Below are 22,748 nucleotides of genomic sequence, written 5' to 3'. Positions count from 1 at the left end.
GGCCGCCTTGATCGATCCGGGCGCTGCGCGCGCCGGACTCAGGCGTCCGATTCGCTCGCGCCGGTGCGCAGCGACTGGCTGTAGCGCAGCGCGTCGAGCATCGCGTCGACGTGCCGTTCGGCGTTGCTCGCCACGTCGAACACGTCGGGCAGGATCGCCATGTCGCGCAGCGCGCCGCCAATGAACGAGTGCAGCACGCGCGAGGCGCGCTTCGGGTCGAGGTCGGCGGGCAGCTGGCCCTTCGACATCGCGTTGCGCAACCCTTGCTCGATGCTCGCGAGACCCTCGCGCATGTCGGTCTGATGGCGCGCCATCACCGGCCCCATCTCTTCGACGAACTCACACTTCAGGAACAGGATTTCGAACACGCGGCGGCGGCGCGCGTCGGTTGCCGTGTTGCGCAGACACAGAATGCAAAGATCGCGCATGCGCCCGAGCGGGTCGGGCTCGCCGGGATCCGTCGATGCCACCTTCAGTTCGTCGAGCGGCAGGACCACGCGGTCGAACATGGCCGTGAACAGGTCGCCCTTGTTCTCGAAATGCCAATAGATCGCCCCGCGCGTCACGCCCGCGGTCTGCGCGATGTCGGCCAGCGATGTCCGCGACACGCCCTTTTCGTAAAAGACGTGTTCGGCGGCGTCGAGGATCCGGTTGCGCGTCTCCAGCGCTTCCTCTTTCGTTCGGCGGGCCATTTTGTGAAATCAGTGTGTTGCTGCGGGTTACGGGGAATAAATGTATTTGGGGTGCGAACCGTAATGTATTGATTTGTAATATGGATGTGACGCGCGGATCGCACCTGCGGCGCCACTCAACGGTTACGTAACGTCCTTTTACATTCGTTCGCGAATGTATCTATAATAGCACCCCACCACCTGGGTGCCTCAAGTGGTGATGTCCGGTTAATATCCGTCACTGGCCAAGTGGTCGTAGAAACCCCAATGCGCGACGCCCCGAGGGTGGCGCGCAGCAGTATCGCCCGGACGGATGTGCAGACCGGAACGCGCCTTTCTAAAAGAAGTACCGGGTTTATCCGTCAGGTATTTGCCAGATGCTGGCGTGCGTGGTCGTCCTCCTCGTTGCAGGACGCCGCACGCTTTTATTGTCAGTTATAGACAGAGGTCGCTCCATGCGCGTCGAACGGGTTCCATTCCGCCTAATCAGTGTCGCGACGGCTGCCATCGTGCTCGCAGCCTGCGGGCAAAAGCAGTCGGCGCCGCCGCCGCAAACCCCCGAAGTGGGTGTCGTTACCGTCCAGCCGACCGCCGTGCCGGTTGTCTCCGAGCTTCCCGGCCGCACCAGTGCCTTCCTCGTCGCGCAAGTGCGCGCACGGGTCGACGGCATCGTCCTGCGCCGCGAGTTCACGGAAGGCGCGATCGTGAAGGCCGGTCAGCGGCTCTACAAGATCGACCCGGCGCCTTACATCGCCGCGCTCAATACCGCCAAGGCCACGCTCGCGAAGGCACAGGCCAACCTCGTCACGCAGAACGCCCTCGTCGCGCGCTACAAGGTGCTGGTCCAGGCCAACGCGGTGAGCAAGCAGGACTACGACAACGCCGTGTCCGCGCAGGGCCAGGCGGCGGCGGACGTCGCCTCCGGCAAGGCCGCCGTCGATACGGCGCAGATCAACCTCGGCTATACGGACGTCGTTTCGCCGGTCACGGGCCAGGTCGGCATCTCGCAGGTCACGCCGGGTGCCTACGTGCAGGCGAGCGCCGCGACGCTCATGTCGACGGTTCAGCAGCTCGACCCGATGTACGTGGACGTCACGCAGTCGAGTCTCGACGGCCTGAAGCTGCGCCGCGCGATTCAGGAAGGTCGCCTCGCGACCAATGGCCCGAATGCCGCGAAGGTTTCGCTCGTGCTCGAAGACGGCCGCGTGTATGCCCAGAAGGGCAAGCTCCAGTTCAGCGACGTCACGGTCGACCAGACCACCGGCTCGGTGACGGTTCGCGCGCTCTTCCCGAACGCCGACCGCGTGCTGCTGCCGGGCATGTTCGTGCGCGCGCGCATCGAGGAAGGCATCAACAACAATGCGTTCCTCGTGCCGCAAGTGGGCGTTCAGCACGACCAGAAGGGCCAGGCGTCGGTGCTCGTCGTCGACCAGGACAACAAGGTCGTGCCGCATCCGATCGTCACCTCGGGCGCGCAGGGCCAGGACTGGGTCGTGGAGAGCGGCCTGCAGGCCGGCGACCGCGTGATCGTGCAAGGCACCGACAAGGTCAAGCCGGGTGCGCAGGTCAAGCCCGTGCCGGCGCAACTGCCGCCGGCGCCGCCGCCGGGCGCGCCTTCGGCCGACATGGCGACCGCCTCGGGCAATGCGAACGCTGCCAGCGCCGCGTCCGGGCCCGCAGCGGGTGCAAGCGGTGCCTCGGCTGCGCCTGCCGCCTCCGCAGCGCAATAACCGGGAGCCTGCTTCATGGCAAAGTTCTTTATTGATCGCCCAATCTTTGCATGGGTGATCGCCATCATCCTGATGCTGGCGGGCGTGGCCTCTGTGTTCACGCTGCCGGTCGCGCAGTATCCGACCATCGCGCCGCCTTCCATCCAGATCAGTGCGAACTATCCGGGTGCGTCGGCCAAGACGGTGGAAAACACGGTCACGCAGGTGATCGAGCAGCAGATGAGCGGTCTCGACCATCTGCTGTACATCTCGTCGACTTCCGATGACTCCGGCACGGCCACGATCACGCTGACCTTCGCCGCGGGCACCAACCCGGACATCGCGCAGGTGCAGGTGCAGAACAAGCTGCAGCTCGCCACGCCGATTCTGCCGCAGGTGGTGCAGCAGCTCGGTATCAGCGTGACGAAGTCGAGCAGCAGCTTCCTGCTGGTGCTCGCGTTCGTGTCCGAAGATGGCAGCATGACCAAGTACGACCTCGCGAACTACGTGGCGTCGAACGTGAAGGACCCGATCAGCCGTATCGACGGCGTGGGTACGGTCACGCTGTTCGGCTCGCAGTACGCGATGCGCGTGTGGCTCGATCCCCACAAGCTAACGAACTTCCAGCTCACGCCAACCGACGTCACAGCGGCGATCACCGCGCAGAACGTGCAGATCGCGGGCGGTCAGCTGGGCGGCACGCCGGCGGTGGCGGGGCAGTCGTTCCAGGCGACCATCACCGAATCGACGCTGCTGCAGACGCCTGAGCAGTTCGGCAACATCCTGCTGAAGGTCAATCAGGACGGTTCGCAGGTGCGTCTGAAGGACGTGGCGCGGATTGGTCTCGGCGGCGAAAACTACAACTTCGACACGAAGTACAACGGTTCGCCGACGGCCGGTCTCGGTATTCAGCTCGCGACGGGCGCCAACGCGCTGCAGACCGCGAAGCTCGTGCGCCAGAAGATCGACGACCTCTCGAAGTACTTCCCGCACGGCCTCGTCGTGAAGTACCCGTACGACACGACGCCGTTCGTGCGCCTGTCGATCGAGGAAGTGATCAAGACGCTGCTGGAAGGCATCGTGCTGGTGTTCCTCGTGATGTACCTGTTCCTGCAGAACCTGCGCGCGACGTTGATTCCGACGATCGCGGTGCCGGTGGTGCTGCTGGGTACGTTCGCGATCATGGCGGCGGTGGGCTTCTCCATCAACACGCTGTCGATGTTCGGCCTCGTGCTCGCCATCGGCCTGCTGGTGGACGACGCGATCGTGGTCGTGGAGAACGTCGAGCGGGTGATGGTGGAAGAGGGCTTAGGGCCGAAGGAAGCCACCCGCAAGGCCATGGGCCAGATCACCGGCGCACTGGTGGGCGTGGCGCTCGTGCTCTCCGCGGTGTTCGTGCCGGTGGCGTTCTCGGGCGGCTCGGTCGGCGCCATCTACCGGCAGTTCTCGCTCACGATCGTGGCGGCGATGGTGCTGTCCGTGCTCGTCGCGCTGATTCTGACGCCGGCGTTGTGCGCGACCATCCTCAAGCCGATCCCGAAGGGCCATCACGAAGAGAAGAAGGGCTTCTTCGGCTGGTTCAACCGCACGTTCGAGACGAGCCGCGACAAGTATCACTCCGGCGTTCACCACGTGATCAAGCGCTCGGGCCGCTGGCTCATCATCTATCTCGCGGTGATCGTCGCGGTTGGCATGCTGTTCGTGCGCCTGCCGAAGTCGTTCCTGCCCGATGAAGACCAGGGCACGATGTTCGTGATCGTGCAGACGCCGGTGGGCTCGACCCAGGAAACGACGGCACGCACGCTCGCCAACATCCAGAACTGGCTGCTCAAGGACGAAGGCAGCATCGTCGAGTCGGTGTTCACGGTGAACGGCTTCAGCTTCGCGGGCCGCGGCCAGAACTCGGGTCTCGTGTTCGTGCGGATGAAGGACTACAAGCAGCGTCAGCACGCGGACCAGAAGGTCCAGGCGCTGGTGCGTCGCATGTTCATGCACTACGCGGGCTACAAGGACGCGATGGTGTTCCCGGTGAATCCGCCTTCGATTCCTGAACTCGGCACCGCGTCGGGCTTCGACTTCGAACTGCAGGATCGCGCCGGTGTCGGTCACGAGAAGCTGATGGAAGCGCGCAACATGCTGCTCGGCATGGCGGCGAAGGACCCGACGCTCGCACTCGTGCGCCCGAACGGCCTGAACGACACGCCGCAGTTCACGATCGACATCGACCGTGAAAAGGCTGAGGCGCTCGGCGTGACGGCGGCTGCGGTCGACCAGACGTTCTCGATCGCATGGGCGTCGGCGTACGTGAACAACTTCCTCGATACGGACGGCCGTATCAAGAAGGTGTACGTGATGGCCGATGCGCCGTTCCGCATGACGCCGGAAGACTTGAACAACTGGTACGTGCGCAACAGCGCGGGCGGGATGGCGCCGCTCGGCTCGGTCGCGAGCGGCCGCTGGACCTTCGGTTCGCCGAAGCTCGAGCGCTACAACGGTATCTCGGCCGTGGAAATCCAGGGTCAGGCGGGGCAGGGCAAGTCGACCGGCCAGGCCATGACGGCCATGGAGCAGATCGCGGCGAAGCTGCCCGCGGGTATCGGCTACGAATGGACGGGCCTGTCGTATCAGGAACGCCAGTCGGGTTCGCAGGCGCCGATTCTGTACGGCATCTCGATCCTCGTCGTGTTCCTGTGTCTCGCGGCGCTGTATGAAAGCTGGTCGATTCCGTTCGCGGTCATCATGGTGGTGCCGCTCGGCGTGCTCGGCGCGCTGCTGGCGGTGACGCTGCGCGGCCTCGAGAACGACGTGTTCTTCCAGGTGGGTCTGTTGACCACCGTGGGTCTCTCGGCGAAGAACGCGATTCTGATCGTGGAGTTCGCGCGAGACCTGCAGGCCGAAGGGAAGATGGGACCGGTCGAAGCGGCGCTCGAAGCTTCGCGACTGCGTCTGCGACCGATCTTGATGACGTCGCTGGCGTTCATTCTCGGCGTGCTGCCGCTCGCGATCAGTAACGGCGCGGGTTCGGCTTCGCAGCACGCAATCGGCACGGGCGTGATCGGCGGCATGCTGACGGCCACGTTCCTCGCGATCTTCATGATCCCGATGTTCTTCGTCGTGATTCGCGCGAAGTTCGCGGGCGAGAAGGAAGACGCGGACGTCGCGCTCCAGCACTACGAAGAGCACCACGCGCACGACCATGACGCCGACAACGGCGGTCAAGGCGGCACGGGTGGCAACGCAGGCGGTGGCAACGGCGGCAGCAACAGCGACGGCCCGGGCAAGGAAGGACACTGAGATGCATAAACTATCCGTAATTGCAGCGGGCGCTGCGCTGCTCGCAGGTTGCACGATGGAGCCGCACTACAACCGGCCCGAAGCACCGGTGTCGCAGAGCTTCCCGCAGGGCGGCGTCTACGCGACGCAGCCGGCCGCGGGCGCGAACGGTCAGAACGGGCAGGCCGCCCCGAGCGCCAACGGCGCCGCGGCGACCGACATCGGCTGGCGCGAGTTCTTCGTCGATCCGCGCCTGCAGCAGCTCGTCGCAATCGCGCTGAAGAACAACCGCGACCTGCGCGTCTCGGTGCTCAACGTCGAGGCGGCGCGCGCGCAGTATCAGATCGCGCGCGCCGATCTGTTCCCCGCGATCAACGGCGTGGGCACGGACACGCGTACGCGCGTGCCGCGTGACCTGCAGACCACGCCGAACAATCCGTACAGCGTCTACAACGTGGGCGTGCAGGCGTCGTGGGAAATCGACTTCTGGGGGCGCATCCGCAGCCTGAAAGACCAGGCGTTGGCGCAGTACCTCTCGACGGCGTATGCGCGCAAGGCGGCAGAAATCACACTGGTTTCGGAAGTCGCGGACCAGTACCTGACGATGCTCTCCGACGACGACCTGCTGAAGGTCACGCAGGAAACGCTGAAGACGGCGCAAAACTCTTACGCCATTACGAAGGCGCAGTTCGAAACGGGCACCGGCACCGAACTCGATTTGCGTCAGGCGGAAACGGTGGTCGAGAACGCGCAGGCCAACATGCAGGCGCAACTGCGGGCCCGTGCCCAGGCGGAGAACGCGCTCGTGCTGCTGATCGGCGAGCCGCTGCCGGCGGATCTGCCGCAAGGCCTGCCGCTAGACGGCCAGGCCCTGCTCAACGACATTCCGGCAGGACTGCCGTCGGATCTGCTCACGCGGCGTCCGGACATCATGCAGGCCGAGGAAACGCTGCTCGCCGCAAACGCCAACATCGGCGCGGCGCGTGCGGCGTTCTTCCCGAAGATCTCGCTCACGGCGGCGTTCGGCAGCGAAAGCCTGTCGCTCGGCGGTCTCTTCAAGGCGGGCACGGCGGCGTGGAGTTTCGTGCCGCAAGTCACGCTGCCGATCTTCGAAGGCGGCTCGAACATCGCGAACCTGCAACTCGCGAATGTCGAGAAGCGCATCGAGATCGCCAGCTACGAGAAGTCGATCCAGTCGGCGTTCCGCGAAGTGGCCGACGGTCTGGCTGCGCGCGGCACCTACGACGAGCAGATCGCGGCGCTCCAGCGCAGCACCTTTGCGAACCAGCGCTCGCTCGATCTTTCGGAACTGCGCTACAAGAACGGCGTGGACAGCTATCTGCCGGTGCTCGCTGCGCAGACGAGCCTCTACACCGCGCAGACGTCGCTCGTCACGGCGCGCCTCGCGCGCCTGACCAACCTCGTCGATCTGTATCGCGCGTTGGGTGGCGGCTGGATCGAGCACGCGGGCGAGACGCCGCGCGAGCCCGATGCGCCGGTCGACTACGGCGCGGCCAGCGCGCCGGTGGCGGCTTCGGCTGCGACGGCTGGGTAAGCTGCAGTACGGCTTACACAGCAGGAAACAAGAACGCCACGGGAGACCATGGCGTTTTTTTTGGGGGCGAGTCAGAAGGAAAAGGCGCCATGGTTTCCCATGGCGCCGAACCAGCAAAAGACCCCTCCCGCATGTGTGTCTAGGTGAACACGTGCGAGCGGGGCACCTCTCGCGTCAACTCAATACGTACAACTCGATTCGATCAGCTCAATGCGCGGCTGAGCGCGGCATTTCGTGGCCCGCATCCGGCGCCTGGTCCGCGTCGGGATGGCGTTCGAGATCGTGCCCGGCGCGGCGGATGGCGCGCTCGGCGGCCTTCTCGCTCTTTGCGCCATTGAAGATCAGGTTCAGCACCACCGCCGAAACCGAAGCGAGCAGGATGCCGCTATGGAGCAGCGGCGAAAGCGCAGGCGGCAGCTTGGCGAAGAAGTGCGGCGACACCACCGGCACGAGGCCGAAGCCCACGCTCACGGCGACGATAAAGAGGTTGTGCTGGTTCTTCACGAAGTCCACCCGCGAGAGCACCTTGATCCCGTTCGCCGCCACCATGCCGAACATCACGATGCCAGCGCCGCCCAGCACGAAGGCGGGCACCGAGGCGACCATCTGCGCCATCTTCGGAAAGAGGCCGAGCAGCACGAGAATCACGCCGCCCATTGCGCACACATAGCGGCTCTTCACGCCCGTCACGCCGATGAGGCCGACGTTCTGCGAGAACGACGTATGCGGGAACGAGTTGAAAATGCCGCCGATCAGCGTGCCGAGACCGTCCACGCGCAGGCCGCGTACCAGCGTGGCCTGATCGACCGGGCGCTCGACCATGTCGCCGACGGCTAGGAACATGCCCGTCGATTCGATGAAGGTCACGAACATCACGATCACCATGGTCGCGATCGGCAGGATGTGGAACTTCGGCATGCCGAAGTGGAACGGCATGACGATGCCGACCCACGGCGCGCTGGCCATGCCTTCGAGATTCACGCGGCCGAGCGCGAGCGCAATGGCGAAGCCCGCGACAATGCCGAGCAGCACCGAGATATTGGCGATGAAGCCGCGGCCGAACTTGTTGATGAGCAGGATCAGCATCAGCACGAGCAGCGAGAGGCCGAGGTAGATCGGGTTGCCGTAGTCGGGATTGCCCACGCCGCCGGCGGCCCAGTTGATGCCCACTTCCATGAGCGAGAGGCCGATCACCGCGATCACGGTGCCCACCACCACCGGCGGGAAGAACCGCAACAGCTTGCCGATCATCGGTGCGATCACGATGCCGATCGCACCCGCCGCGATGGTCGAGCCGAAGATGTCGAGCAGGCCGAGCGACGGATTGGTGCCGATGGCGATCATCGGACCGACCGAGGCGAACGTGCAGCCCATGATCACGGGCAGGCGGATACCGAAGATCCACAGGCCGAGCGTCTGGATCAGCGTGGCGATGCCGCAGGCGAACAGGTCGGCGCTGATGAGGAAGGCGACCTGGTCCTTCGGCAGCCCGATCGCGCCGCCGACGATCAGCGGCACGGCGACCGCGCCTGCGTACATCACGAGCACGTGCTGGATGCCGAGCGTCAGCAACTGGCTGAACGGCAGGCGCTCGTCGCAGGGGTGGACCTGCTTCTGGCCAGACCGCTGGGCGGCCTGGTCCTCAATGCCCTTGGCTTGCATGTCGTCTGTCTCCGTCTCTTTGTTTAAGGATATGGCCTCCAAGGTATGCGGTAAGAAAATATGCAACAAGACCGCTGGGGACTATTCCGTGCTTTCCGGGGACGATATGCGCCCATAGCGATGGCCAGGCGACATAAGGGTGGGATCAGCGCGCGCGGGCTGAATGAGGCGGTTTCGTGACGGCTTCGCCGGGCCTTGTTTCGGACCGCGCGCGTGGCGGCGCAAGGCGCGAACGCCCCTGTTTGCGGCGGTTGAACGCTCTTGCGCGGCGGGCGCTGCGGCACGGGCATGGTGCCACGGCGGTCATCACAAACGAATGTGGGGGTACTCAGCCCAGACCGGCCATGCCGGGCGGGTCATGTCACACATGGCTGCGTCGTTATTATGTCTATTTCGAATGAGAGATGTCAGCCATTTCGCATCGCGCGAACACCCACCGGGTTAACCCGCTAATGGGCGTTTTTCGCATCGAAATCGGCGGTGTTGCGCGCGGGTTCGAGGCACGTTTGAAGACCCTGCTTAACGTGTACTTCGCACGGTGCATCTCGCCGCTGATCGCGCCGGTATGATGGCTTTACCTTTTCTCGCACACCTCGCGCACCGTTCCCATGAGCCCATCGCAGACGCGCTTTCTCGGTATCGACCTCGGCACCGGTTCACTGAAGCTAGGCATCATCGATGGCGACGGCGTCGAGCGCGCCGCCGCGAGCGTGGCCTACGCGCTCGACACGCCGCAGCCCGGCTGGGCCGAGATCGCCGTGGATCGCTGGTGGGACGCACTCGTCACGGCCTGCGCGCGACTGCCCGAAAGCGAGCGCGCGGCGGTGCGCGCCATCGGCTTTTCCGGGCAGATGCATGGCGTCGTGCTTACCGACGAAGCGGGCCGCGCGCTGCGTCCCGCAATGCTCTGGCCCGACACGCGTGCGCATGCGCTGCTCGATGCGTGGCCCGACGAGCAAGGGCATCCGCAGCCCAATCCCGTTGCGCCCGGCATGGCGGGGCCGCTGCTGCGTTGGGTTCTGCAGCACGAGCCGCAAGTCGCACAGGCCGCGCGCTGGGCGCTGCAGCCCAAGGACTGGCTGCGTGTGGCGCTGGGCGGTGCGATCAACGCCGATCCCTCGGACGCGTGCGCAACGGCGCTCGCCGCCCCCGATGGCGCGTGGGATTTCGCGCTGATCGAGCGGCTGGGATTCCCGGCGCGGTGGTTTGCACCGCTGGCCGCATCGCATGAAGCGAGCGGCGCGCTGAGCGCGGCGGCCGCGCAAGCGCTCGGGTTGCCCGCCGGCATCGTCCTTGCGACGGGCGCGGGCGACACGCCGTGCGCCGCCTTCGGAAGCGGTCTGGCCGACGAAGGCGACGCGCTCCTGACCACGGGCACAGGCGGCCAGATCGTGGTGACCGCGCGCAGCGAGCCGCACGCGCGGCGCGGGCTGCATCGCTACCGCTCGGCCACGGGCGGCTGGTACACCATGGCCGCCATGCAGAACGTGGGCGTGGCCCTCGAAGCGGCGCGCGGCTGGCTTGCCTACGACTGGGCTTCGGCTTATGCGGACGCGTTCGCCGTGCCGCCTTCGGCGACGCTCGCGTTCCTGCCTTACCTAAGCGGGGAACGCTCGCCGTGGCTCGACCCCGCGGCGCGCGGAGGCTGGCTCGGCGCTGGCCTTGGCGACTCGCGCGGCACGCTCATGCGCGCGGCGTTCGAGGGCGTGGCATTCGCATTGCGCGCGGGGCTTGACGCCGTGCGTAGCACTTACGTAGTTGCGGAAGAAGACACGCGTGAGGCGCGCAGTGTGCCGGCGCTCAAGCTCGCTGGCGGCGGCTCCGTGGACGCGCGCTGGCGGCAACTGCTCGCCGACACGCTCGACGCGGATCTCTACGCAATCGACTGCCCGAACGCAGCGGCGCGCGGCGCGGCGATGCTGGGCGGCCTCGCTTGCGGGCACTGGCGCATGAGCGACCTCGCGGCACTTGCGCCTGCCGCGACCCAGGTGGCGTCGCCGCGCGAAGACGCCATGCTCGCGCAACGCTTTGCGCGCTTCATCGATCTGTATGGCCGCGTCCGAACCTGGTTCCCGCCGGCGTCGTGATGCGGAGTAAGCGCAAAAAAGGCGTTGCCACCGTAAGGGGCAACGCCTTTTTCATTGCGCGCACAACGTCCTAGCGACGCCCAATCAGACTCGCGCCGTAGACGAGCGCGGCGAGCGCGGTAATCCAGAAGCTGGTGGGCCAGTCGGTGTAGAACGCGAGCGTGACGCCGAGCCACGCCTGCACGAGCGCGAGCAGCGCGGCCAGAACGAGCCCGGTGGAAAGGCGCGTGGTGAGATTCTGCGCGGCGGCGGCAGGACCAACCATCAACGTAAAGACGAGCAGCACGCCGACGATCTGCGTGCACGCGGCGACCGCGAGCGCGGCGATGGCGAGAAACAGCATCGACACCGCGCGCAGCGACACGCCCTTCGCTTCGGCGAGTTCGGGCTGCAGCGAGGCGAATAGCAGCGGCCGCATGATGGCGGCCAGCGCCGCGAGGCTCGCCACGGCGAGGGCGGCAAGCACGCCGAGCGTTTCGCGGTTCACGCCCAGCACGTTGCCGAACAGCAGCGCCGTGACCTGCGTGGCATACGACGTGAAGAAGTGCAGAAACAGCAGGCCGAAGCCGAGCGCGAGCGAAAGAATCACACCGATCGCCACATCGCGGCCCGCGAGCTTTTCGCCGAGCGCCCCCATCGAAACGCCCGCGGCGAGCGTGAAGCCCACCATGCCCCACATTGGCGAAACGCCCAGCAGCACGGCGCCCGTGGCGCCCGTGAAGCCCACGTGCGAAAGCGCGTGGCCCGCGAAGGTCTGGCCGCGCATCACCAGAAAGTAGCCGACAATGCCCGCGAGCACCGCGACGATGCCCGACGCCGCGAAGGCGTTCACCATGAAATCGTATTCAAGCATCGTGCGTGTGGCCGTGTGCGTTGTCGTTGTTCTTGCCGTGACCATGATCGTGCGCGTGGCCGTGGCCGCCGTGGTCATGGCCGTGGTCGTGCTCATGCTCGTGGTCGTGCTTTTCGACTTCCACGTCGCCCGACATCACGAAGATGCGGCCCTTCATGCGCATCACCTCGATCGGCGAGCCGTAGAGACGCGAGAGCACGGGCGCGGTGATGACTTCATCCACGCTGCCGAGCGCGGCCACGCCGTTGCCGAGATAGAGCACGCGATCGAGCGCGTTGAGCAGCGGATTGAGTTCGTGCGCGGAGAACAGCACCGCGATGCCAAGCTCGCGCTGCACGCGGCGCACGAGCTCGACCACGCCGCGCTGATGGTTCGGGTCGAGGCTGATGAGCGGCTCGTCGAGCAGCAGCAGCTTCGGGTCGCCGAGCAGGCATTGCGCGAGCAGCAAGCGCTGGCGCTCGCCGCCCGAAAGCTCCGAAAGCGGGCGATCCGCAAGCGCCGTCGCGCCCACGAGATCGAGCACGCGAGCCACGTCGGCGCGCGTGGCAGCGTCCGCGCGCGGCAGGCCCCAGCGGTGGCCGTCGGCGGCCATCGCCACGAAGTCGCGGCCGCGCACGCGGCGGCTCGCGAGCGCCGTGCGCGTTTGCGGCATGTAGCCAATCTTCGCGTTGCCGCGCGCAACCGGCTCGCCCAGCACGCGAATCGCGCCGTGCGAGGCCGGCACGAGGCCGAGGATGGCGCGCATGAGCGTGGTCTTGCCCGCGCCGTTCGGCCCGAGCACGCCGATGAATTCGCCCTGGTTCACCGCGAAGTTGGCGTCGCGCAGGATCGTGCGCTCGCCGAGCGAGAGCGTCACGCCCGCGAGCGTGAGCACAGGCGTGGGCGCGCGGTGCGCGCCGTTGTGCTGTGCAGGGTGTTGTGAAGCGGTATCGGTGGGCGAAGGGCCGGCCCCGGTCATGACATCTGTCCTTGCTGAATACGGTTAGTGTTGCCCTGCTGTTCCCGCTGCAAGCGCCTTGTCGAGCGAGTCGAGCTGCACGAGCATCCATTGCTGGAAGTTCACGCCGGCCGGCTGCGTCTCGGTCACGCTCACCGAAGGCACACTCGACTGCTTCGCCAGCGCCAGCATGCGCCGCGTGAGCGCCTCGGTCGCCTGGCTGTTGTAGATCAGCACTCGCACGCGGCGCTCGCGCAGGTCACGCTCGAACGCGGCGATGTCCGAAGCGCTCGCCTCGGTGTCGTTCATCGTCGCGAGCTGGAAGCGCAGGTTGCGCATGTCGAGGCCGATCGCATCCGACATATAGCCGAACACCGGCTCCGTGGCCGTGACGGGTTGCCCCTGGTAGTGCGCGCGCAGCGCCGCGACCTTGGCATCGACCGGTTGCAGCGAGGCGAGGAACGTTGCCAGGTTGGCATCGTACACGCTCTTGTGCGCGGGGTCCGCCGCGCCGAGCGCGGCGCTCACGGCGCGCGCCACGGCGGGCATCGTCTTCGGGTCGTACCAGAGGTGCGGATTGTCGCCCGCTTTCTTGCCGACGAGGTCCGCCGCAACGATCGTCGTGCGGGTGTTTGCATTTTTCCCGCCGCCGGTGGCGCCGAGCAGTTTGGTCATCCACGGGTCGTAATCGGCGCCGTTGTAGACGACCACGCGCGCATTCTGGAGCGCGCGGGCGGTCTTCGGGCTCGCTTCGAAGAGGTGCGGGTCCTGGTCGGGATTGCTCAGGATGCTCGTCACGTTCACGTAATTGCCGCCGATCTGCTTGACGACGTCGCCGTAGAAGTTTTCCGCTGCAACGACGGGAATGGCGGCGCTGGCAGCCTGCGCCGCCATGGCCGCACTCGCGCCGCCGAACGCCGTACCCAGTGCAAGCGCGAGCCCGGCCGCGAAGCGCGCGAGCGCGAAGCCCCGGCGCTTGCCAACTGTAGTCGGGCAGGGCGGGCGGTTCGCATGGGTGAACGTGATCATGGTTCTATCCTTGTTGATAAGGGAGCCTGAAAGCGGGGCACGGGCACGTCGGTGCCGCGAAGGCGAGATGATATAACGTATCACTTCGATTGGCGAGTCAGCTCGCCATCCGGTCAGGGGGCCGGATCTGCGGGCCGCAGCCAGCCAAGGCTTGCGCGTTGCACCATCGAAATCTCGCTCAATCGCGTTCGTTCGCCTTGACAGTCACCGACTCGTATCCGATCATTCGATCAACGACAGAGCAAATGCTCACATGTCGGGCGATCGCTCACGCGCGCCCCGCACGAACGAAAATTGGAGACAACCTGTGGCACACACCGCGACCCCAGCGGCAGGACGTTTGCAGGACAAGGTAGCCGTGCTGACTGGCGCGGCGAGCGGCATTGGCGAGGCGGTCGCCCAGCGTTATCTGGACGAAGGCGCGCGTTGCGTGCTCGTCGACGTGAAACCCGCCGAGTCCGTCGCGCCAACGCTGGCCGCCGCGTACCCCGAGCGCGTGCTCGCGATCTCCGCAGACGTGACCCGCCGCGAGGACATCGAGCGCATCGTGCTCAGCGCGCTCGAGCGCTTCGGCCGCATCGACATCCTCTTCAATAACGCGGCGCTCTTCGACATGCGCCCGATCCTCGACGAATCCTGGGACGTGTACGACCGCCTCTTCGCGGTCAACGTGAAGGGCATGTTCTTCCTCATGCAGGCCGTGGCACAGCACATGGTCGAGCGGGGGCAGGGCGGCAAGATCATCAACATGTCCTCGCAGGCAGGCCGTCGCGGCGAGGCACTCGTTTCGCACTACTGCGCAACCAAGGCCGCCGTGCTGAGCTACACGCAGTCGGCGGCGCTTGCGCTGGCGCCGCATCGCATCAACGTGAACGGCATCGCACCGGGCGTGGTCGACACGCCGATGTGGGAGCAGGTCGACGCGCTCTTCGCACGCTATGAGCATCGCCCGCTCGGCGAGAAGAAGCGCCTGGTGGGTGAGGCCGTGCCGCTCGGGCGCATGGGCCTGCCCGAGGATCTCACGGGCGCAGCGCTCTTTCTCGCGTCCGCCGACGCCGATTACATCACCGCGCAGACCCTGAACGTCGACGGCGGCAACTGGATGAGCTGAATTTTCCCGCAACCCTCGCCCGCAACCCTTGCACAACGCATCACGACAGCAGCACGGCTGCAGCAAGACATAACGCAACGAACAAGGAGACAACGTCATGAAGCCAGCAATGAAGACCGCCGCGAAGTGCATAAGTCGCGCGGTGAGTGCGGGTGCACTCGTCGCCGCGGCCAGCGCCGCTCACGCGCAGACCGTCACGATCGCCATGTTGAACAACCCGGACATGATCGAGCTGAAGAAGCTCTCGCCGGCCTTCGAAAAGGCCAATCCGGGCATCAAGCTGAACTGGGTGATTCTCGAAGAAAACGTGTTGCGCCAGCGCGCGACGACCGATATCACGACCAACAGCGGCCAGTTCGACGTGATGATGATCGGCACCTATGAGGCGCCGCAATGGGGCAAGCGCGGCTGGATCGTGCCGATGACGAACCTGCCCGCGAGCTACGATCTCGACGACGTGGTGAAAACCGCGCGCGACGGCCTCTCGTACAACGGCACGCTTTATGCGCTGCCGTTCTACGTCGAAAGCTCGATGACGTATTACCGCAAGGACCTGTTCGACAAGAAGGGCCTGAAGATGCCCGAGCAGCCGACCTATGACCAGATCCGCGACTTCGCCGACAAGCTGACCGACAAATCGGCCGGCCAGTATGGCATCTGCCTGCGCGGCAAGGCCGGCTGGGGCGAGAACATGGCGTACGTGACGACGGTCGCGAACACCTTCGGCGGCCGCTGGTTCGACGAGAAGTGGCAGGCGCAGCTCACCTCGCCCGAGTGGAAGAAGGCGGTGAACTTCTACGTCGATATGCTGAAGAAGGACGGCCCTCCGGGAGCCAGCTCGAACGGCTTCAACGAAAATCTCACGCTGATGTCCTCGGGCAAGTGCGCGATGTGGATCGACGCCACGGTGGCCGCGGGCATTCTCTACAACAAGCAGCAGTCGCAGGTGGCCGACAAGATCGGCTTCGCGGCCGCGCCGACCGAAGTCACGCCTAATGGCGCGCACTGGTTGTGGTCGTGGGCGCTGGCGGTGCCGAAGTCGTCGAAGTCGCAGGACGCCGCGAAGAAGTTCATCGAATGGGCCACCTCGAAAGAGTACGTCCAGATGGTAGCGCAGGACGAGGGCTGGGCTTCGGTGCCGTCGGGTACGCGGATTTCGACGTATCAGAATCCCGAGTACAAGAAGGCCGCGCCGTTCTCGGACTTCGTGCTCAAGGCGATCCAGACCGCCGACCCGACCCATCCGACCGCGAAGCCGGTGCCGTACACGGGTATCCAGTTCGTCGGGATTCCTGAGTTCCAGTCGTTCGGTACGGTCGTGGGCCAGAGCATTGCGGGGGCCGTGGCAGGGCAGATGAGCGTCGACCAGGCGCTGACTGCGGGTAACGCCGCTGCAAACCGCGCCGTGGCGCAAGCCGGGTATCAAAAGTAAGTGCGGGAAATAAAGCTGCGACATTAGAGCAGCCAGCGTAGTCACGCGAGCGCGCGCCGGGCCCGTCCGGCGCGGCGCGCACCCTCGCGAAGCCGATGCAGCGCCTGCGCCTCAAGCAGGCGCGCAACCGAGAAGGGTGGTCCTCATGCGTCATCTCCATCTCCCCATGCCTATATTCAATCGAGCGCGCACGCCACAGAAACCGCAGCAGGTCGAAACGCGCCGCACGGCGTCGCGCTGGCTCGTGTCGCCGTCCGTCGCGGTGCTGCTGCTGTGGATGACGATCCCGCTCGCGATGACGATCTGGTATTCGTTCACGCGATACAACCTGCTGAACCCCGACCTCAAGGGCTTCGCGGGCTTCGACAACTACCGGTTCCTCGCTACCGATCCCTCGTTCGTGCCGTCGATCGTGCACACCATCGAGTTGATCGTGGCGGTGCTCGTGATCACGGTGGTTGGCGGCGTGCTGATGGCGGTGCTGTTCGATCGCAAGTTCATCGGCCAGGGCGTGGCGCGCCTCTTTGCCATCGCGCCGTTCTTCGTGATGCCCACGGTGAGCGCGCTGATCTGGAAGAACATGATCCTGCATCCGGTGTACGGTCTCGTGGCCATCGCGATGCGCTCGATGGGCATGACGCCGATCGACTGGTTCGCCGTTTATCCGCTCACCGCGGTCATCATGATCGTGGCGTGGCAGTGGCTGCCGTTCGCGTTCCTCATTCTCTTCACCGCGATCCAGTCGCTCGACCAGGAGCAGAAGGAAGCCGCGAAGATCGACGGCGCGGGCCCCATCGCCTTGTTCTTCTACATCACGCTGCCGCACCTGCGGCGCGCAATTGCCGTTGTCGTGATGATGGAATCCATCTTCCTGCTCTCGATCTTCGCCGAGATCTACACGACCACGGGCGGCGGTCCCGGCAACGCGACCACCAACCTCACTTACCTGATCTACTCGATGGGCCTGCAGCAGTTCGACGTGGGCATCGCTTCGGCTGGCGGCATTCTCGCCGTTGTGCTCGCGAACATCGTGTCGTTCTTCCTCGTGCGGATGCTCGCGCGCAACCTCAAAGGGGAGTACGAAAAATGAGCCAGATTACTGCTACACCCGCGCAATCGGCCGACGCGGTCAACCGTTCGTCGCCGCTGCAGTTCCTTGGCCGCGTGGTGCCGGGGCTGCTCGCATGGCTGATCGCAATCGCGCTGTTCTTCCCGATCTTCTGGATGACGATCACGGCATTCAAGACCGAGCAGCAGGCCTATATTCCGACGATCTTCTTCCTGCCGACGCTCGACAGCTTCCGCGAGGTGTTCGCGCGCAGCAACTACTTCGCGTTCGCCTGGAATTCGGTGTTGATCTCGGCGGGCGTGACGATCGTCTGCCTGCTGTTCGCCGTGCCCGCCGCTTATGCGATGGCGTTTTTCCCAAACCAGCGCACGCAGAAGATCCTGCTGTGGATGCTCTCCACGAAGATGATGCCTTCGGTGGGCGTGCTCGTGCCGATCTATCTGCTGTGGAAGAACACGGGACTGCTCGATACGGTGAGCGGACTCATCATCGTCTATACGCTCATCAACCTGCCTATCGCGGTGTGGATGGCGTATACGTACTTCAACGAGATTCCACGCGACATTCTCGAAGCCGGACGCATGGACGGCGCGGCCACCTGGCAGGAGATCGTCTACCTGCTCATGCCGATGGCGGTGCCGGGCCTCGCGTCCACCGCACTGCTGCTGATCATTCTTTCGTGGAACGAAGCGTTCTGGAGCATCAACCTCTCCAGCTCGAATGCCGCGCCGCTTACCGTGTTCATCGCTTCGTATTCGAGTCCTGAGGGCCTCTTCTGGGCGAAGCTTTCCGCGGCGTCGCTGCTGGCGGTCGCGCCGGTGCTGATCGTCGGCTGGCTTTCGCAGAAGCAGCTGGTACGCGGCCTTACGTTCGGTGCAGTCAAGTAAATGGACCAGGCGATGCCCATTCAAGCTCTCATCTGCGACTGCGACGGCGTGTTGATCGACAGCGAAGCCGTGGCGGCCCGCGTGCTGGTGCGCGAACTCGAAGCGCGCTGGCCCGGCGTGGACGCGGCGCCGGTCGTGATGCCGCTGCTTGGCCAGCGTATCGAGCGCGTGCTGGGCGGCGCGGGCGAGGCGCTCGGGCGCAGCCTGAGCGCAGCCGATGTCGATGCGATCCGCGTGGTTGCAGAGGCCGAGGCGCGCGAGGCGCCGCTTTTCCCGGGCGTCGTCGCCGCGCTGGAAGCCGTGACGCTCATCAAGGCCTGCGCGAGCAACAGCTACACGGCGGTGGTGCGCGAAGTGCTGGCGCGCAACGGTCTCGATCGCTTCTTTGGCGAGCGTGTGTACTGCGCGGATGTCGTCGCCAAACCGAAGCCTGCGCCCGATGTCTACCTCGCGGCGGCGCAGGGCATGGACATCGCGGCCGCCGCGTGCCTCGTGGTCGAGGACAGCGTGACCGGTGTGAGCGCGGCGCGCGCAGCCGGTATGACGGTGCTCGGCTTCGTGGGTGGCACGCACGTGGGCGGCGACGCGCATGCACACGAGTTGCGCGAAGCGGGTGCAATTGAAATCTTCGACGACATGACGACGCTGCCCGCTCGGGTGGCGCGATGGATGAAACAGGCATGAACAGGGCGCAAGCGCGTTCGAATTGAATCAGGCAGAAAACGGAGACATATCATGGCAAGCGTGATCCTCAGAGACGTACTGAAGCGCTACGACGACAACGAAGTCCTGCGCGACGTGAACCTCGATATCGGCGACGGCGAGTTCGTCGTGTTCGTGGGCCCGAGCGGCTGCGGCAAGACCACGCTCATGCGCATGATCGCGGGGCTGGAGGACATCAGCGGCGGCGATCTGACGATCGACGGCACGCGCATGAACGACGTGCCCCCGGCCAAGCGCGGCATCGCGATGGTGTTCCAGTCGTACGCGCTTTATCCGCACATGACGCTCTACGACAACATGGCGTTTGGCCTGAAGCTCGCGGGCGCGAAGAAGCCCGAGATCGACGCGGCCGTGAAGAACGCCGCGAAGATCCTGCATATCGACCATCTGCTCGACCGCAAGCCCAAGCAGCTCTCGGGCGGCCAGCGCCAGCGCGTGGCGATCGGGCGCGCGATCACGCGCAAGCCCAAGGTGTTCCTGTTCGACGAGCCGCTCTCGAACCTCGACGCCGCGCTGCGCGTGAAGATGCGCCTCGAATTCGCGCGTCTGCACGACGAACTCAAGACGACGATGATCTACGTGACGCACGATCAGGTCGAAGCGATGACGCTCGCCGACAAGATCGTCGTGCTCTCGGCGGGCAATGTCGAACAGGTCGGCAGTCCGAACCGTCTGTATCACGCGCCGGCGAATCGCTTCGTGGCGGGTTTCATCGGCTCGCCAAAGATGAACTTCCTTGACGGCACGGTGCAGCAGATTGCGAGCGACGGCATCGTCGTGCGCTACGAAAGGGGCGATACGCAGAAGGTGGCCGTAGAGCCTGGCACGGCGCGCGAAGGCGACAAGGTGACGGTGGGCATCCGTCCCGAGCATCTGCACATCATGACGGGCGGAGAAGGCGTGAGCGCGAAGGCGATGACGGTCGAATCGCTTGGCGACGCCGCGTATCTCTACGCCGAATGCCCGGTTGCGCCCGATGGCCTGATCGCGCGCATTCCGCCGCTCGAGCAGCACGAGCGCGGCGAGGCGTTCAAGGTCGGCTCGACGCCCGATCATTGCCATCTCTTCAATGCGGATGGTCTCGCGTTCGAGCGTCGCTTCGCGCAGCAACTGGCTGCGTGATTTCACTGGCTTGCTGTACGCACCGCCTCGAAGCGTGAGGCGGTGCTCTGTGTGGCAAGGTACCTGAGGTTGCCTTTGTTAGCCCGCTTCGAGCGGGCTTCTTTTTTTCGCTCTGCGCAGGGTTTAGCGTTCGATCGCGGCGCGCGCGCACAATTCGTCGGTGACGAGGCCGGAGAGCCAACCGCCGTTGAGCGCCGCGATCACGGCTTCGCGCTTGCGCGCGCCGCCTGCGAAGCCGATGGTCGGGCGGCGCGGCGGCGAGTCGAGGTACACGCTCGTCACGCGGCGGCCCGTGGGCGAATCGACGCGCTTGCCGGCCGCGTCGATGGGCAGGCCGAGCATTTCGGCCACGGCGCCCTGGCCCATCAGTTCGCGCACTTCGTCGGACGTGATGAAGCCGTCCTCATGCAGCGGGCAATGCTCGCCGATGTTGCCGATGCCCACGAACGCGACATCGGCCTCGCCCGAAAGCGATTCGACGATGCGATAGAGCCGGTGATTGCACCATTGCGCGCGCTCGGCCTCGTTATCCGCGATGAGCGGCGCGGGCAGCAGAAAGTGCTTGCCGCCGGTCTTCTCGGAGATATGCAGCGCGACGTCGTACCGGTTCGACGAGCCGTCCTGGGCGATCGCGCCCACCATCGAAACCAGCCGGTGCTGCGGCCGCTCCAGCTGCGCGATCTGATCGACGGCCGCCTTGAGCGTTCGTCCACTGCTCACGGCCACGACCATCGGCCGCTCCTCAGTGAGGTAGCGCTCCATCACTTGCGCGCCCGCTACCGCGAGCTTGCGGTCGATTTCCTCGGGCGTGTCGTTGTCCACGGGCACCACTTCGCAGACCGAAAGGCCGTAGCGTTTCGAAAGCGCATCGGCGAGCGCGAGGCAATCGGCGAGACGGTGATCGACGCGCACGCGAATGAGGTTCTTCTCGACCGCGAACGCAACGAGGCGCTGCGCGACGGGGCGCGACACCTGCAGCTTCTCGGCGATTTCGTTCTGGGTGTTGCCGGCCACGTAGTAGAGCCAGGCGGCGCGGGTCGCGAGATCGAGTTTTTCGGTGGACTTGGGCACGGTGGTGGTCGGAGCGGTATCGGGGCCGAAGTGTACTGCACGAAATTGCGCGACTTACGCGAGGCGCTCGCGCGAGGGCTCGAAAAGCGGGCGCACATGGCGGTACAGCGCCCGGTAGGCGGTGAGACGCTCGCGCAGCGCCGCGTGGCGCGAGGCGTTCGCCGTGTATTCGGCTACCACGGGCGGCTTCGTCAGCACCTCGCGCGCGTCGCCGCCCGCCGCGAGCCAGCCGAGGCGCGCCGCGCCGAGCGCCGCGCCGGTCTCGCCGCCGCCGTGCTGGCGCGTGGGCGTGTTGAATGCGTCCGCAACCAGTTGCGCCCAGTAGCCGCTGCGCGCGCCGCCGCCCAGCATCGACAGCGCGCCGACTTCGGTGCCGGCGGCCGCGAGGGCGTCGAGACCGTCGGTGAGCGCGAGCGTCACGCCTTCGAGCACGGCGTAGCCGAGCAGCGCGCGGTCGGTTGCGTGCGTCATACCGAAGAACACGCCCTGCGCGTACGGGTCGTTGTGCGGCGTGCGCTCGCCCGAGAGATATGGCAGGAAGAGCGGCGCTTCGGCGAGCGTTTGCACGTTGAGTTGCTCGACTTCGGCGAGCAGCGTGGGCTCGTTCGTGCTCGTGAGCTTGCAGACCCAGCGCAGGCAACTCGCCGCCGAAAGCACGACGCTCATCTGGTGCCAGCGGTCCGGAATCGCGTGGCAGAACGCATGCACGGCGGAAGCGGGGTTGGGCCGGAAGCGGTCGCCCACCACGCAGAGCACGCCCGAGGTGCCGAGCGAGACGAAGCCGTCGCCGGGCTGCGTCGCGCCGATGCCGATGGCGCTCGTCGCATTGTCGCCACCGCCCGCTGCAACGACCACCTCCTCGCGCAGGCCGAATTCGCGCGCGAGCGCCGGCAGCAGCGTGCCGGAGGGCGCGCTGCCTTCGGCGAGCGCGGGCATTTGTGCGCGCGTCATGTTGCAGGCGTCGAGCAGTGCGTCGGACCAGTCGCGTTTGGCCACGTCGAGCCAGAGCGTGCCCGCGGCGTCCGATGGATCGGAGACCTTGCCGCCCGTGAGCTGCAGGCGCAGATAGTCCTTTGGCAGCAGCACGCTGGCCGTGTCGCGAAAGATCCGCGGTTCATGGCGCGCGACCCACAGCAGCTTGGGCGCGGTGAAGCCCGGCATGGCGAGATTGCCAGCGATGCGGTGCAGCTGCGGCGCGCGCGCGGTGAGCTCGGCGCATTCGTCGACCGCGCGCATGTCGTTCCAGAGGATTGCGGGGCGCAAGACGTTGTCGTGCGCGTCGAGCAGCACGGCGCCGTGCATCTGTCCGGAAAGGCCAATGCCGCGCACCTGCGCGAATTCGTGCGGATGCGCCTCGCGCAATGCGGCGAGCGCGCGGCGCGTGCCATCCCACCAGTCGGCGGGATTCTGCTCGGACCAGCGCGGGTGCGGGCGCGAGACGACGAAGGGCGTGCCGGCAGTGCCGATCACGCGGCCGTCGGGCGCGAGCAGCAGGACTTTCACTTCGGAGGTGCCGAGGTCGATGCCGAGATACATAGGCGCGCGGAAGTCGTAAAG

General features: G+C 65.9%; 16 protein-coding genes and 1 pseudogene. 10 read left to right on the top strand and 7 right to left on the bottom strand.

All coding sequences use genetic code 11. The features are described 5' to 3' along the window. Window positions 1–38: 38 nt before the first annotated feature. Window positions 39–692 carry a TetR family transcriptional regulator gene (locus tag FAZ97_RS11510; protein WP_158758543.1) on the bottom strand — a complete coding sequence of 218 codons (654 nt, stop codon included), beginning with the start codon at window positions 690–692 and terminating at the stop codon, window positions 39–41. 434 nt (window positions 693–1,126) lie between these two features. On the opposite strand from FAZ97_RS11510, the gene FAZ97_RS11505 reads away from it, so the two are divergent. The 3 genes from FAZ97_RS11505 to FAZ97_RS11495 are packed head-to-tail and all read left to right on the top strand — an operon-like array spanning window position 1,127 to window position 7,208. Continuing rightward, window positions 1,127–2,401 (top strand): efflux RND transporter periplasmic adaptor subunit, encoded by a 1,275-nt coding sequence (locus FAZ97_RS11505; protein WP_158758542.1) that lies wholly within the window; start codon window positions 1,127–1,129, stop codon window positions 2,399–2,401. Between the two features lie 15 nt (window positions 2,402–2,416). After that, the gene (locus FAZ97_RS11500; RefSeq protein WP_158758541.1) at window positions 2,417–5,674 is read left to right on the top strand and encodes an efflux RND transporter permease subunit; all 3,258 of its coding nucleotides are present in this window, start codon (window positions 2,417–2,419) and stop codon (window positions 5,672–5,674) included. A gap of 1 nt (window position 5,675) precedes the next feature. After that, window positions 5,676–7,208 (top strand): efflux transporter outer membrane subunit, encoded by a 1,533-nt coding sequence (locus tag FAZ97_RS11495; RefSeq protein WP_158758540.1) that lies wholly within the window; start codon window positions 5,676–5,678, stop codon window positions 7,206–7,208. Window positions 7,209–7,415: 207 nt separating this feature from the next. Here FAZ97_RS11495 and FAZ97_RS11490 read toward each other — a convergent pair whose 3' ends face one another. Further along, complete coding sequence (locus FAZ97_RS11490) at window positions 7,416–8,870, bottom strand: nucleobase:cation symporter-2 family protein (RefSeq protein ID WP_158758539.1); 1,455 nt, start codon at window positions 8,868–8,870, stop codon at window positions 7,416–7,418. 608 nt (window positions 8,871–9,478) lie between these two features. Here FAZ97_RS11490 and FAZ97_RS11485 point away from each other — a divergent pair. After that, complete coding sequence (locus FAZ97_RS11485) at window positions 9,479–10,957, top strand: xylulokinase (protein ID WP_158758538.1); 1,479 nt, start codon at window positions 9,479–9,481, stop codon at window positions 10,955–10,957. 70 nt (window positions 10,958–11,027) lie between these two features. On the opposite strand, the gene FAZ97_RS11480 is transcribed toward FAZ97_RS11485, so the two are convergent. From FAZ97_RS11480 to FAZ97_RS11470, 3 genes are read right to left on the bottom strand one after another with little or no spacing between them, the layout of a single operon-like run. Further along, window positions 11,028–11,810, bottom strand: coding sequence for a metal ABC transporter permease (locus FAZ97_RS11480; RefSeq protein ID WP_158759145.1), 783 nt, complete (start codon window positions 11,808–11,810; stop codon window positions 11,028–11,030). Continuing rightward, a complete protein-coding gene (locus tag FAZ97_RS11475; RefSeq protein ID WP_158758537.1) occupies window positions 11,803–12,768 on the bottom strand; it encodes an ABC transporter ATP-binding protein in 966 nt (321 codons plus the stop codon). Before FAZ97_RS11475 ends, FAZ97_RS11480 begins: the two co-directional genes overlap by 8 nt. Before the next feature lie 24 nt (window positions 12,769–12,792). Then, on the bottom strand, window positions 12,793–13,776 hold the full coding sequence (locus FAZ97_RS11470) for a metal ABC transporter solute-binding protein (RefSeq protein ID WP_233271580.1): 984 nt from the start codon (window positions 13,774–13,776) through the stop codon (window positions 12,793–12,795). Between the two features lie 307 nt (window positions 13,777–14,083). Between FAZ97_RS11470 and FAZ97_RS11465 the strand changes: the two genes are divergently transcribed. The 6 genes and pseudogenes from FAZ97_RS11465 (at window position 14,084) to FAZ97_RS11440 (ending at window position 20,120) form a co-directional block, all read left to right on the top strand. Beyond that, the gene (locus tag FAZ97_RS11465) at window positions 14,084–14,887 is read left to right on the top strand and encodes an L-iditol 2-dehydrogenase (protein ID WP_233271579.1); all 804 of its coding nucleotides are present in this window, start codon (window positions 14,084–14,086) and stop codon (window positions 14,885–14,887) included. 97 nt (window positions 14,888–14,984) lie between these two features. After that, complete coding sequence (locus FAZ97_RS11460) at window positions 14,985–16,319, top strand: ABC transporter substrate-binding protein (RefSeq protein WP_158758535.1); 1,335 nt, start codon at window positions 14,985–14,987, stop codon at window positions 16,317–16,319. Between the two features lie 145 nt (window positions 16,320–16,464). Continuing rightward, window positions 16,465–17,409 carry a carbohydrate ABC transporter permease gene (locus tag FAZ97_RS11455; protein ID WP_407671770.1) on the top strand — a complete coding sequence of 315 codons (945 nt, stop codon included), beginning with the start codon at window positions 16,465–16,467 and terminating at the stop codon, window positions 17,407–17,409. Window positions 17,410–17,480: 71 nt separating this feature from the next. After that, window positions 17,481–18,275 (top strand): annotated as a pseudogene (locus tag FAZ97_RS11450) (carbohydrate ABC transporter permease); the annotation flags it as partial. Window positions 18,276–18,287: 12 nt separating this feature from the next. Further along, window positions 18,288–18,959, top strand: a complete 672-nt coding sequence (locus FAZ97_RS11445) for an HAD family hydrolase (RefSeq protein WP_233271578.1) — start codon at window positions 18,288–18,290, stop codon at window positions 18,957–18,959. A 51-nt stretch (window positions 18,960–19,010) separates the two neighbouring features. Then, the gene (locus tag FAZ97_RS11440) at window positions 19,011–20,120 is read left to right on the top strand and encodes an ABC transporter ATP-binding protein (protein WP_158758531.1); all 1,110 of its coding nucleotides are present in this window, start codon (window positions 19,011–19,013) and stop codon (window positions 20,118–20,120) included. Between the two features lie 123 nt (window positions 20,121–20,243). Here FAZ97_RS11440 and FAZ97_RS11435 read toward each other — a convergent pair whose 3' ends face one another. Together FAZ97_RS11435 and xylB are read right to left on the bottom strand one after the other, a co-directional pair. After that, window positions 20,244–21,191, bottom strand: a complete 948-nt coding sequence (locus FAZ97_RS11435) for a sugar-binding transcriptional regulator (RefSeq protein ID WP_158758530.1) — start codon at window positions 21,189–21,191, stop codon at window positions 20,244–20,246. Window positions 21,192–21,245: 54 nt separating this feature from the next. Next, the gene (xylB, locus tag FAZ97_RS11430) at window positions 21,246–22,727 is read right to left on the bottom strand and encodes a xylulokinase (protein ID WP_158758529.1); all 1,482 of its coding nucleotides are present in this window, start codon (window positions 22,725–22,727) and stop codon (window positions 21,246–21,248) included. Between the last annotated feature and the right edge of the window lie 21 nt (window positions 22,728–22,748).

Source organism: Paraburkholderia acidiphila (assembly GCF_009789655.1).
GTDB lineage: Bacteria > Pseudomonadota > Gammaproteobacteria > Burkholderiales > Burkholderiaceae > Paraburkholderia > Paraburkholderia acidiphila.
This window is presented reverse-complemented; position numbering and strand designations above follow the sequence as displayed.

Excerpts from the sequence above, each read along its gene's own strand:
- FAZ97_RS11470 (WP_233271580.1), bottom strand. The coding sequence starts at position 13,776 with ATGATCACGTTCACCCATGCGAACCGCCCGCCCTGCCCGACTACAGTT.
- FAZ97_RS11475 (WP_158758537.1), bottom strand. The coding sequence starts at position 12,768 with ATGACCGGGGCCGGCCCTTCGCCCACCGATACCGCTTCACAACACCCT.
- FAZ97_RS11445 (WP_233271578.1), top strand. The coding sequence starts at position 18,288 with ATGCCCATTCAAGCTCTCATCTGCGACTGCGACGGCGTGTTGATCGAC.
- FAZ97_RS11510 (WP_158758543.1), bottom strand. The coding sequence starts at position 692 with ATGGCCCGCCGAACGAAAGAGGAAGCGCTGGAGACGCGCAACCGGATC.
- xylB (WP_158758529.1), bottom strand. The coding sequence starts at position 22,727 with ATGTATCTCGGCATCGACCTCGGCACCTCCGAAGTGAAAGTCCTGCTG.
- FAZ97_RS11440 (WP_158758531.1), top strand. The coding sequence starts at position 19,011 with ATGGCAAGCGTGATCCTCAGAGACGTACTGAAGCGCTACGACGACAAC.
- FAZ97_RS11505 (WP_158758542.1), top strand. The coding sequence starts at position 1,127 with ATGCGCGTCGAACGGGTTCCATTCCGCCTAATCAGTGTCGCGACGGCT.
- FAZ97_RS11490 (WP_158758539.1), bottom strand. The coding sequence starts at position 8,870 with ATGCAAGCCAAGGGCATTGAGGACCAGGCCGCCCAGCGGTCTGGCCAG.
- FAZ97_RS11455 (WP_407671770.1), top strand. The coding sequence starts at position 16,465 with ATGCGTCATCTCCATCTCCCCATGCCTATATTCAATCGAGCGCGCACG.
- FAZ97_RS11460 (WP_158758535.1), top strand. The coding sequence starts at position 14,985 with ATGAAGCCAGCAATGAAGACCGCCGCGAAGTGCATAAGTCGCGCGGTG.
- FAZ97_RS11495 (WP_158758540.1), top strand. The coding sequence starts at position 5,676 with ATGCATAAACTATCCGTAATTGCAGCGGGCGCTGCGCTGCTCGCAGGT.
- FAZ97_RS11500 (WP_158758541.1), top strand. The coding sequence starts at position 2,417 with ATGGCAAAGTTCTTTATTGATCGCCCAATCTTTGCATGGGTGATCGCC.
- FAZ97_RS11485 (WP_158758538.1), top strand. The coding sequence starts at position 9,479 with ATGAGCCCATCGCAGACGCGCTTTCTCGGTATCGACCTCGGCACCGGT.
- FAZ97_RS11480 (WP_158759145.1), bottom strand. The coding sequence starts at position 11,810 with ATGCTTGAATACGATTTCATGGTGAACGCCTTCGCGGCGTCGGGCATC.